This window comes from Pseudomonas sp. NPDC089534 (assembly GCF_044749305.1).
Lineage (GTDB): Bacteria > Pseudomonadota > Gammaproteobacteria > Pseudomonadales > Pseudomonadaceae > Aquipseudomonas > Aquipseudomonas ekonensis.
Window position 1 is genome coordinate 1 of record NZ_JBIVHR010000142.1, and the last position, 10,571, is coordinate 10,571.

Annotated in this window: 11 protein-coding genes; 5 read left to right on the forward strand and 6 right to left on the reverse strand. The window is 63.2% G+C overall.

Features of this window, described 5'->3' with window-relative positions:
* Window positions 1–169: 169 nt before the first annotated feature.
* A complete protein-coding gene (locus ACIP0B_RS26740; RefSeq protein WP_400837822.1) occupies window positions 170–1,279 on the reverse strand; it encodes an ABC transporter ATP-binding protein in 1,110 nt (369 codons plus the stop codon).
* On the reverse strand, window positions 1,276–2,196 hold the full coding sequence (gene argF / locus ACIP0B_RS26745; RefSeq protein WP_400837841.1) for an ornithine carbamoyltransferase: 921 nt from the start codon (window positions 2,194–2,196) through the stop codon (window positions 1,276–1,278). Before argF ends, ACIP0B_RS26740 begins: the two co-directional genes overlap by 4 nt.
* Before the next feature lie 404 nt (window positions 2,197–2,600).
* Between argF and ACIP0B_RS26750 the strand changes: the two genes are divergently transcribed.
* The 3 genes from ACIP0B_RS26750 (at window position 2,601) to grxD (ending at window position 5,569) form a co-directional block, all read left to right on the forward strand.
* The gene (locus tag ACIP0B_RS26750; protein WP_400837825.1) at window positions 2,601–2,891 is read left to right on the forward strand and encodes a hypothetical protein; all 291 of its coding nucleotides are present in this window, start codon (window positions 2,601–2,603) and stop codon (window positions 2,889–2,891) included.
* 134 nt (window positions 2,892–3,025) lie between these two features.
* Window positions 3,026–5,131 carry a molybdopterin oxidoreductase family protein gene (locus ACIP0B_RS26755; RefSeq protein ID WP_400837828.1) on the forward strand — a complete coding sequence of 702 codons (2,106 nt, stop codon included), beginning with the start codon at window positions 3,026–3,028 and terminating at the stop codon, window positions 5,129–5,131.
* Between the two features lie 96 nt (window positions 5,132–5,227).
* The gene (grxD, locus tag ACIP0B_RS26760; protein WP_085580230.1) at window positions 5,228–5,569 is read left to right on the forward strand and encodes a Grx4 family monothiol glutaredoxin; all 342 of its coding nucleotides are present in this window, start codon (window positions 5,228–5,230) and stop codon (window positions 5,567–5,569) included.
* 109 nt (window positions 5,570–5,678) lie between these two features.
* On the opposite strand, the gene bfr is transcribed toward grxD, so the two are convergent.
* On the reverse strand, window positions 5,679–6,155 hold the full coding sequence (gene bfr, locus ACIP0B_RS26765; RefSeq protein ID WP_400837831.1) for a bacterioferritin: 477 nt from the start codon (window positions 6,153–6,155) through the stop codon (window positions 5,679–5,681).
* Window positions 6,156–6,355: 200 nt separating this feature from the next.
* Entirely contained in the window at window positions 6,356–6,574 is a 219-nt protein-coding gene (locus tag ACIP0B_RS26770) for a bacterioferritin-associated ferredoxin (protein ID WP_003227725.1), read from the reverse strand.
* 301 nt (window positions 6,575–6,875) lie between these two features.
* On the opposite strand from ACIP0B_RS26770, the gene ACIP0B_RS26775 reads away from it, so the two are divergent.
* Window positions 6,876–7,478 carry a peroxiredoxin gene (locus ACIP0B_RS26775; RefSeq protein WP_085580234.1) on the forward strand — a complete coding sequence of 201 codons (603 nt, stop codon included), beginning with the start codon at window positions 6,876–6,878 and terminating at the stop codon, window positions 7,476–7,478.
* A 74-nt stretch (window positions 7,479–7,552) separates the two neighbouring features.
* Here ACIP0B_RS26775 and rnt read toward each other — a convergent pair whose 3' ends face one another.
* Together rnt and pyrC are read right to left on the reverse strand one after the other, a co-directional pair.
* Window positions 7,553–8,224 carry a ribonuclease T gene (gene rnt, locus ACIP0B_RS26780; RefSeq protein WP_400837835.1) on the reverse strand — a complete coding sequence of 224 codons (672 nt, stop codon included), beginning with the start codon at window positions 8,222–8,224 and terminating at the stop codon, window positions 7,553–7,555.
* A complete protein-coding gene (pyrC, locus tag ACIP0B_RS26785) occupies window positions 8,221–9,267 on the reverse strand; it encodes a dihydroorotase (protein WP_085580238.1) in 1,047 nt (348 codons plus the stop codon). Before pyrC ends, rnt begins: the two co-directional genes overlap by 4 nt.
* Window positions 9,268–9,426: 159 nt before the next feature.
* Here pyrC and ACIP0B_RS26790 point away from each other — a divergent pair, with 159 nt between their 5' ends.
* Window positions 9,427–10,335: an OmpA family protein gene (locus ACIP0B_RS26790; protein WP_400837838.1), complete on the forward strand. Its 909-nt coding sequence runs from the start codon at window positions 9,427–9,429 to the stop codon at window positions 10,333–10,335.
* The last annotated feature ends 236 nt before the right edge of the window (window positions 10,336–10,571 follow it).

The window sequence follows — 10,571 nt, forward strand, 5'->3', positions numbered from 1 at the left end:
CGGCATCTGTGGCGGCTGCTCCACCGTCATCGCCAGCAGGCTGGCTCCCACAGGGATCGCTGGTGTCCGCAGAATCCCTGTACACCACAAAAACCTGTGGGAGCTGCGGTGCGACGACTCGACTTGCCAGCGATAGGGCCGGCACTGCCGGCAAAGGGATTGGCTTGATTCAGTGGGCGGTGCTGTACCGCCGCACGCCGTTTTCCACCACCGGGATCTGTGCCGCCGTGCTGCCGGACGCCTGGAACAGCACCAGGTGTTCGGCGGCCACCCGGATGCCCACATCGGCCCCGACCTGATGATCCACGTGGCTGGGGAAGATCGACTCCAGCTGCGCGCCGGTCGGCAGTTGCAGACGGTACAGGGTCGAAGCGCCAAGGAACGTCTTGCCGACGATCCGCGCCTTGAGCGCGCTGTCCGGGGCATGGACGATGTCGTCCGGCCGCAGCAGCACGTCCACCGCACCGCCGACCGGCCAGGTGTAGGCGCGGTTGCCGCGCAGTTCGCCCAGTTCGGTCTGCACCGACTCGGGGCTGCTGAGCTGGCCGCGGATGAAGTAGCCCTGACCGATGAAGCTGGCGACGAACGGGGTCGCCGGCTCGTGGTACAGGTTGTAGGGCGTGTCCCACTGCTCCAGCCGGCCTTCCTTGAACACTCCGACGTGGTCGCTGACCGCGAAGGCCTCTTCCTGGTCGTGGGTCACCAAAATCGCGCTGGTGCCCCGGGCCTTGAGGATGTCGCGCACTTCGCGGCTGAGCTTGCGCCGCAGTTCGCCGTCGAGGTTGGAGAACGGCTCGTCGAGCAGCAGCAACTGCGGCTCCGGCGCCAGTGCGCGGGCGAGGGCGACGCGCTGTTGCTGGCCGCCGGACAGCTCATGGGGAAACCGCTTGCCCAGGTTCTTCAGGTTGACCAGTTCCAGCAGCTCTTCGGTGACGCGCTCCTTGTGCGGATGCTTGCGGATGCCGAAGGCGATGTTGTCCGCCACGCTCAGGTGCGGGAACAGCGCGTAGTCCTGGAACACCATGCCGATCCGGCGCTTCTCCGGCGCGAGGGTGAAGCCTGCGCTGGAGAGGGTTTCGCCGCCGAGCTGGATTTCCCCTTCGTGCACCGGTTCGAAACCGGCGATGGCGCGCAGGGTGGTGGTCTTGCCGCAGCCGGACGAGCCGAGCAGGCAACCGATGTCGCCGGCGTTGAGGTGCAGGTTGAGGTTCTGCACCACGCGTTGGTCTTGATAGCCGCAAGCGAGGTTGCGCAGGTTCAGCAGTAATTCGTGGCTCATGCGTGGTGATATGCCGGTTCGACGAGGAACTCGAGCAGGGCCTTCTGTGCGTGGAGACGGTTTTCTGCCTGATCCCACGCAACGGAGCGCGGGTCGTCAAGCAGGTCGAGGCTGATTTCTTCGCCGCGGTGGGCGGGCAGGCAGTGCATGAACAGCACGTCCTCGGCGGCCAGGTCCAGCAGGGCGCTGGTGACCTGGAACGGCGCGAACAGCTTGAGGCGCTTGGCGGTCTCCTCTTCCTGGCCCATGGAGGTCCAGACGTCGGTGCTCACCAGGTGCGCGCCGCGCACGGCGTCCTGCGGGTCGCGGACGATGGTCACGCGGTCGCCGGCGCGGGCGACGAATTCAGGGTTGGGTTCGTAGCCTTCCGGGCAGGCCACGCGCAGCTGGAAGTCGAACTGGATCGCCGCTTCTATATAGCTGTTGCACATGTTGTTGCCGTCGCCGATCCAGGCCACGGTCTTGCCCTGGATCGAACCGCGGTGCTCGAGGAACGTCTGCATGTCGGCCAGCAGCTGGCACGGGTGCAGGTCGTCCGACAGGCCGTTGATCACCGGCACGCGGGAGTTGGCGGCGAATTCGGTCAGGGTGCTGTGGGCAAAGGTACGGATCATCACCGCATCGAGCATGCTCGACATGACGATGGCGCAGTCGCTGATGGGCTCCCCGCGGCCCAGCTGGGTGTCGCGCGGCGACAGGAAGATCGCCTGGCCGCCGAGCTGGATCATGCCGGCCTCGAAGGAGATCCGGGTGCGGGTCGAGGACTTCTCGAAGATCATCCCCAGGACGCGGTTTTTCAAGGGCTCGAACAGTACGCCGCGGTTACGCAGGTCCTTGAGATCAAAGCCTCGACGGATCACGCTGACCAGCTCTTCGGGCGTGCAATCCATCAGGGATAGATAGTTCCTTGCGCTAATCATTGACTACCTTTTTGCTACAGACCGCAGATGCTCAAAGCCTTGTTTTTCGGAACAACGGGCGAGACCTGCGGCGTAAGCCGCACGGGGGCGACGAAATAGGGGAAGGCGCGATATTGACACTAAATGTCGCGTTTTTCCAATAGGCGACGGTTTTCGCGGGAATCGACAGGGGAATCCGGCCGTCCGAAGCACGCCGCGCAAGCCGGTTACGGGCGGCAGCGATCCCTTTTTACACTGGCGCCGACGGGCTTGGCAATCAAGCGTGGCGGGGATGGCACAGCCCTGGTCGGTTTGCGGCCGATGCGTCACCGATCCGTTTGGTCGAATGGTCGGGTTGAAACATTTGCTAAAGCAAAGTGCTGGGTTATAAATAAATCACGAGCGACGCAGGAAGCCTCCGCATGGAATCGAAAGAGCAACTCTTAATGGAACTGCTGGGCCACACGGCACGCTCGCTGACCCATCTCACGGCGTCGGTCACCTCGATGTCGTTCGAACTGCTGCGCAGCGACGACGAAGTGATCAAGGCCGCCGGCCGCCACATGATCGACCGCATGGCCACCATCAGCACCGGGCTCGACGAGCACTGGCGGCTGATCGGCGAACTGACCGGCGTGCACGTCGCCCACGAGCAGATCGAAACCATCCAGGAGATCCAGCTGCAGGCCCCGCCGCAGTTGCCGTCCAGTTGACCGTGCGCCGCCATCGGCTCGCCTGATGGCCGGCGATTCACAGGACGAACGTCGCTGGCGGCGTGCCGGAACCCGCGCCATAGTCTTGTTTCCGCGGCCGTTAGTGTCCGCCCAGAACAAGACAGAGACTGGCCATGACCAAGACTCTCCACCACCGTGCCTGCCACCTGTGCGAAGCCATCTGCGGCTTGACCATCGAAACCACCGAAACCGACGGCGCCGTCGCGATCACCTCGATCAAGGGCGATGCCCAGGACAGTTTCAGCCGCGGGCACATCTGCCCCAAGGCCGTGGCCCTGCAAGACATCCAGAACGACCCTGACCGCCTGCGCCAGCCGATGCGCAGGGTCGGCAACGAATGGTTGCCCATCGAGTGGGATGGGGCCTTTGCGCTGGTGGCCGAGCGGCTGGCGGCCATCCAGGCGCGTCACGGCCAGAACGCGGTCGCCGTGTACCAAGGCAACCCCAGCGTGCACAACTACGGGCTGATGACCCACAGCAACTACTTTCTCGGCCTGCTGAAGACGCGCAACCGCTACTCCGCGACCTCGGTCGATCAGTTGCCCCATCACCTGACCAGCCATCTGATGTACGGCCACGGTCTGCTGCTGCCGATCCCGGACATCGACCACACCGCGTTCATGCTGATCCTGGGCGGCAACCCGCTGGCGTCCAACGGCAGCATCATGACCGTGCCCGACGTGGAAAAGCGCCTGAAGGCGATCCAGGCCCGGGGCGGCAAAGTGGTGGTGGTCGATCCCCGGCGCAGCGAGACGGCGGCCATGGCCGACCAGCACCTGTTCGTGCGTCCCGGCGGCGATGCGGCGCTGCTGTTCGGCCTGCTCAACACATTGTTCGAGGAAGGGCTGACCCGCGCCAGCCATCTGCCGGTCAGCGGCCTCGATGACGTGCGTGCGGCGGTGGCGGGGTTCAGCGCCGAAGCCATGAGCCCGCTGTGCGCGGTGCCGGCCCCGCAGATCCGCCAGTTGGCCCGGGATTTCGCGGCCGCGCCCAGCGCTGTCTGCTACGGCCGCATGGGCGTTTCCACCCAGGCGTTCGGCACCGTGTGCCATTGGCTGGTGCAATTGATCAACCTGGTGACCGGCAACCTCGACCGCGTCGGCGGCGCCCTGTGCACGGAGCCGGCGGTGGACCTGGTGGCGTCAACGTCCGGCGGGCACTTCAACAAATGGCAAAGCCGCGTTTCCGGGCGGCCCGAGTACGGCGGCGAACTGCCGGTGTCGGCGCTGGCCGAGGAAATGCTCACCGAAGGCGAGGGCCAGGTTCGCGCGCTGATCACGGTGGCCGGCAACCCGGTGCTGTCCACGCCCAACGGCCGGCAACTGGAACAGGCGCTGGACGGGCTGGAGTTCATGGTCAGCGTCGACTTGTACATCAACGAGACCACCCGTTACGCCGACTTGATCCTGCCCTCGACGTCGGCGCTGGAGAACGATCACTACGACACCACGTTCAACCTGTTCGCGGTGCGCAACGTCACCCGCTTCAACCGGGCGATCCTCGCCAAGCCGCAAGGCGCGCTGCACGACTGGGAGATCTTCGTCGGCCTGGCCAAGGCCTTTGCCGAAAAGACCGGCAAGGAGCTCAAGCCGACCATGGCGCCGGCCCAGATGATCGACATGGGCCTGCGCATGGGGCGGTATGGCGATGCGTCGGCGCAGAAGCTGTCGCTGGCGGCGCTGTTCGACCATCCCCACGGCATCGACCTGGGGCCGCTGCAGCCCAATCTGGCGGCGCGCCTCAAGACCGCCGACGGGCAGATCCAGGCGGCCCCTGCGCAGATCCTGGCGGACCTCGCCCGGTTTGCCGCGCTGCGGGCGCCGGCCGGCGACGAGTTGCTGATGATCGGGCGCCGTCATGTGCGCAGCAACAACTCCTGGATGCACAACTACCATCGGCTGGTGAAGGGCAAGCCGCGCCATCAGTTGCTGATGCACCCGGACGACCTCGCGGCGCGGGGGCTGAACGACGGGCAACGGGTCCGGGTGAGTTCGCGGGTCGGGCAGATCGAGGTCGAGGTGTTGGGCAGCCTGGAGATGATGAAAGGTGTGGTCAGCCTGCCGCACGGCTGGGGGCACGCGCGTCCGGGCGTGCAGATGGCGATCGCCAGCGGCCAGCCGGGCTCCAGCGCCAACGACCTGACCGATGAGTGCCAACTGGACGAGCTGTCGGGCAACGCGGCGCTCAACGGCGTGCCGGTGACGGTGGCGGCGGCGTGAACAAGTCGGCGGGGAGACCGAGCAGTGCGCTCGGGATTCCGTTACAATGCGCCACCGTGCCGACCCATGAGTCGGAAAGTTCAGCCGAGGTGCTCCATGGATATCATCGAAACGATTAAAGAGCAGATTGCCAACAACACCATTCTGCTTTACATGAAAGGCTCGCCGAATGCCCCGCAGTGTGGCTTCTCCGCGAAAGCTGCGCAGGCTGTGATGGGCTGTGGCGAGAAGTTCGCCTACGTCGACATCCTGCAGAACCCGGAAATCCGCGCCAACCTGCCGAAATACGCCAACTGGCCGACGTTCCCGCAGCTGTGGGTGGCCGGTGAACTGGTCGGCGGCAGCGACATCATGGCTGAGATGTTCGCCAACGGTGAGTTGCAGACCCTGATCAAGGACGCTTCCGCCAAGGCTGCTGCGGCCAAGACCGACGCTTGATCCTTGCCCCCGTTTTTCGGCCAATGCCGAAAAACGGGCGCCATCAAAAAGCCCCGCCTCTCGAAAGAGGGCGGGGCTTTTTGTCGGTTTGCGTTCAGCGGGCGGTCAATTACTCGTCTTCGCCCATCTGCGACTGCAGGTAGTTCTCCAGGCCGATCTTGTCGATCAGGCCCAGCTGGGTCTCCAGCCAGTCGATGTGTTCCTCTTCGGATTCAAGGATGTCTTCGAGCAGTTCGCGGCTGCCGAAGTCGCCGACGGATTCGCAGTGGGCAATCGCCACTTTCAGGTCGGCATGGCCGGTGCGCTCGATCTTCAGGTCGCATTCCAGCATCTCCGGCGTGTTCTCGCCGATGAACAGCTTGCCCAGGTCCTGCACGTTCGGAATGCCTTCCAGGAACAGGATGCGCTTGATCAGCTTGTCCGCATGCTTCATCTCGTCGATGGATTCTTTGTACTCGTGCTTGCCGAGCTTGTTCAGGCCCCAATCTTCATACATGCGCGCATGCAGGAAGTACTGATTGATCGCGACCAGCTCATTGGCAAGGATCTTGTTGAGATGCTGGATGACTGTAACGTCGCCTTTCATGATGGGAGTCCTGCCCTGTAATAGCTGTATATAAGGCAGAGTTTGATCCCGGCAATTACGGGTGTCAAACCTAAGTTATTGAATAATATATGAAAATTAATCGGAATAAGAATGTTTGTGTTCTGCGTCTAGACGCTAAGCAATTGATTTTCGGGCATAAAAAAACCGGACATATGTCCGGTTCTTTGAATGGGGGGCATTTATGCGGCGGTAAATTCTACCGGGTAAGGGATCGCGGCCTGGGCGGTCTGCAGCTTGGTCAGGGTTTCGCGGACCACTTCCTTCGCCAGGCAAGCGCATTTGCCGCATTGGCTGGCCACGCCGGTGGCCTGACGGACTTCCTTATAGCTGCAGCAACCTTCATAGATCGCTTCGCGGATCTGTCCGTCGGTGACGCCAGTGCAGAGGCAAACATACATAAGGGATAACCGTCGCTGGTGGTGACTCGATTGCGATGGATCTTAATGTTAACGAGAATGATTGTCAAAGTGCTTTCCCTGGCGTTTTTGACACGGCGACGGATGGCTGACGAACGGCAATCTATGGCCCGTTGCCTTCACCCTGCGGCGGCACAGCCGTGAAAATCCGTTGAGGACAGGGCAAACGCGCAGTGTATGATGGTCGCCCCTTGCGAAGAGGATCCGTGTCACAGGGCTGTCGCCTGAGGGTGGCAGGCTGGCCCGGACCCTGAACTTCAAGTCTATACACCAGGAGATATCCATGAGCGTACTCGTAGGCAAACAAGCCCCTGACTTCACCGTACCGGCCGTACTCGGCAATGGCGAGATCGTCGACAGCTTCACCCTGTCCTCGGCCATCAAAGGCAAATACGGCCTGGTGTTCTTCTACCCGCTGGACTTCACCTTCGTCTGCCCGTCCGAGCTGATCGCCCTGGACAACCGCATGGCCGACTTCAAGGCGCGCAACGTGGAAGTGGTCGCCGTTTCGATCGACTCGCACTTCACCCACAACGCCTGGCGCAACACTCCGGTCAACAACGGCGGCATCGGCCAGGTGAAATACACCATGGCTGCCGACATGAAGCACGAAATCGCCAAGGCCTACGACGTTGAGTCGGAAGGTGGCGTGGCTTTCCGTGGCGCGTTCCTGATCGACGACAAGGGCGTCGTGCGCTCGCAGATCGTCAACGACCTGCCGCTGGGCCGCAACATGGAAGAGCTGATCCGTCTGGTCGACGCGCTGCAGTTCCACGAAGAGCACGGCGAAGTCTGCCCGGCCAACTGGAAGAAAGGCGACAAAGGCATGAACGCTTCGCCGGAAGGCGTTGCCGCTTACCTGACCGAGAACGCTGCTGCCCTGTAAGGCGCAACGTCGAGGCACAAAAAAACCGGCCCCTGTGGCCGGTTTTTTTGTGTGCGGGATTTGTCCGGCGCCGATCAGTCGTCGAAGTCTTCCCAGCCGCCCATCTGCTTCCAGCGGTTGACGATGCCGCAGAACAGCTCGGCGGTCTTCTCGGTGTCGTAACGCGCCGAATGCGCCTCACGGCCGTCGAAGTCGATGCCGGCCGCCTGACAGGCCTTGGCCAGTACGGTCTGGCCGTAGGCCAGGCCGGCGAGGGTCGCGGTGTCGAAGCTGGAGAACGGATGGAACGGGTTGCGCTTCATGTCCAGGCGCGCGACCGCCGCGTTGAGGAAGCCCAGGTCGAAGCTGCTGTTGTGCCCCACCAGGATCGCCCGCTTGCAGCCGTTGGCCTTGAGCGACTTGCGCACGCCGCGGAAGATGTCGGTCAGCGCCGTCTCTTCGCTGACCGCCATGCGCAACGGATGATCGAGCTTGATCCCGGTGAACTCCAGCGCGGCCGGTTCGATGTTGGCGCCTTCGAACGGCTCGACCCGGAAGAAATAGGTGTGGTCCGGGTACACGAAACCCTTTTCGTCCATGGCGATGGTGGTCGCGGCGATCTCCAGCAACGCGTCGGTGGCCGAATTGAAGCCGCCGGTCTCTACGTCGACGACGACCGGCAGGTAACCGCGAAAGCGCGCTGCCATCGGATGGCGTGAGCCGCCACCCTGACCGTCCAGTTCGTCGTCGAAATGGTCTTCACTCACGCGTGTTCCTCCAGCAGGCGCCAGCGCAGTTTTTCACCGGCGCGCAGCGGGATGACGTTCAGCTCGCCGAATGGCAGGCTGGCAGGGGCGGTCCACTCTTCGCGGACCAGGGTGATGCGGTCGGTGTTGGCCGGCAGCCCGTAGAAGCGCGGGCCGTTGAGGCTGGCGAACGCTTCGAGCTTGTCCAGCGCGTTGCGCTGTTCGAACGCTTCGGCATACAGCTCGATGGCGGCGTAGGCGGTGTAGCAGCCGGCGCAGCCGCAGGCGGCTTCCTTGGCGTGCTGGGCGTGCGGGGCCGAGTCGGTGCCGAGGAAGAACTTCGCGCTGCCGCCGGTGGCGGCGTCGAGCAGGGCTTCCTGGTGCGTGTTGCGCTTGAGGATCGGCAGGCAATAGAAGTGCGGCCGGATCCCGCCCACCAGCATGTGGTTGCGGTTATAGAGCAGGTGATGGGCCGTGATGGTCGCGCCGACGTTGGCCGAGGCCTCGTTGACGAACTGCACGGCATCGCCGGTGGTGATGTGCTCGAACACCACTTTGAGCGTCGGGAAGCGCTCGACCACGCGGCGCATGTGCTCGTCGATGAAGATCTTTTCGCGGTCGAACACGTCGACGTCGCCGCGGGTGACCTCGCCGTGGATCAGCAGCGGCATGCCGACTTCGGCCATGGCTTCCAGCGCCGGGAAGATCTTGTCGATGCTGGTGACCCCGGAATCGGAGTTGGTGGTGGCGCCGGCCGGGTACAGCTTGGCGGCGTGCACGAAGCCGGTGGCCTTGGCCTGGCGGATTTCTTCAGGCTGGGTGCGGTCGGTCAGGTACAGCACCATCAACGGTTCGAAGCGGCTGCCGGCGGGGCGGGCAGCGAGGATCCGCTGACGGTAGCCGTCGGCCTCGGCGGCGTTGCGCACCGGAGGTACCAGGTTGGGCATGATGATGGCGCGGCCAAAGGTGCGCGCGACATCCGCAACGGTATTGGTCAACACGGCACCATCGCGAAGGTGGATGTGCCAGTCGTCGGGACGCAGCAGGGTCAGGCGGTCGGACATGAGGGGATTCCAGGCGGGTCAAACTGTAGGGAATGCTACCGGAAAAGACTCTTGCAGGCACTCGCTATCAAGTTTTGCGAAAAGCGACCGATAGACATCAGGTATGCCGTAATCATGTGTGTGTCGGTCCTTTTGTAACAGGAACCAATGGAGCCTCCCGTGCGCCAGCGTTATCTAGCCTTGCTCAGTGTGTTTGCCAGCCTTCCCGCGATGGCGCTCACGTACCAGACCCGTCTGGAGAACATTGAGTGGACGGTCGAAGGCGACAAGTTCGAATGCCGCCTGACGCAGCCGATCACCGATTTCGGCTCAGGGCAGTTCGTGCGCAAGGCCGGCGAGCAGGCGACGTTCCGGCTCAACGCCTACAACGCCATGCTCGGCGGTGGTTCGGCGACCCTGCTGGCGGCCGCGGCGCCGTGGCAGCCGGGGCGCGACGACATCAACCTGGGCACGGTCAGGCTGGGCAGCGGCAACGTGCTGTTCAACAGTTCCCAGGCCCAGGCCGGGCGCCTGATCAGTGGCTTGATGGACGGTCGCAGCCCTGTGGTGCGGCATGCCTCGGGCGATGGCCGGGTGTCGGAAGTGCGGTTGCTGCCGGTGAAGTTCAGCAAGGCGTTCAATGATTACCAGAGTTGTGTGGCGAAGCTGTTGCCGCAGAACTTCGATCAGGTCAAGCAATCGCAGATCGGCTTCCCCGGCGAAGGCATCGAGCTGGACGCCGCCGCCAAGGCCAAGCTGCAAGTGATGCTCGAGTACATGAAGGCCGATCCGACGGTCAACCACATCGAGCTCGACGGCCATTCCGACAACAGCGGAAACCGCCTGACCAACCGCGAACTGTCGCGCCGTCGGGCACTGGCGGTGGTGGATTTCTTCAAGGCCAACGGCATCCAGGAGTCGCAGATCACCGTGCGGTTCCACGGCGAGCGCTATCCGCTGGTGCCCAACACCAACGCCGCGAACCGGGCGAAGAACCGCCGGGTCAACGTGCACCTGGCGCGTGTCGCGCCGACGACGACTCCGGCCCCTCAGGCCAGCACACCCGCCAACGCCGCAGCGACGTCCTGACCTGCGGCGCATCGTCGCGCCCTCGACAGATTCTGTCGCTTTGTCGTCTTAAGCTGTCGCGCCTCTGTAAATTATCGCGTTTGGGCGGTAGACTCCTCGGCTTTCCGTACAACCCCGTGGAGTGATGGCATGGCGGACGTAAACAAGGTCGTTCTGGCGTATTCCGGATTACTGTACACTTATGTGATCCTCTATTTGCTGCAGGATATTTTTATTTTTTATTTTGTGTTATTATT

Coding starts and splice junctions, on each gene's coding strand:
- ACIP0B_RS26740 (WP_400837822.1), bottom strand. CDS start 1,279: ATGAGCCACGAATTACTGCTGAACCTGCGCAACCTCGCTTGCGGCTAT.
- ACIP0B_RS26750 (WP_400837825.1), top strand. CDS start 2,601: ATGGAATCGAAAGAGCAACTCTTAATGGAACTGCTGGGCCACACGGCA.
- ACIP0B_RS26755 (WP_400837828.1), top strand. CDS start 3,026: ATGACCAAGACTCTCCACCACCGTGCCTGCCACCTGTGCGAAGCCATC.
- grxD (WP_085580230.1), top strand. CDS start 5,228: ATGGATATCATCGAAACGATTAAAGAGCAGATTGCCAACAACACCATT.
- bfr (WP_400837831.1), bottom strand. CDS start 6,155: ATGAAAGGCGACGTTACAGTCATCCAGCATCTCAACAAGATCCTTGCC.
- ACIP0B_RS26770 (WP_003227725.1), bottom strand. CDS start 6,574: ATGTATGTTTGCCTCTGCACTGGCGTCACCGACGGACAGATCCGCGAA.
- ACIP0B_RS26775 (WP_085580234.1), top strand. CDS start 6,876: ATGAGCGTACTCGTAGGCAAACAAGCCCCTGACTTCACCGTACCGGCC.
- pyrC (WP_085580238.1), bottom strand. CDS start 9,267: ATGTCCGACCGCCTGACCCTGCTGCGTCCCGACGACTGGCACATCCAC.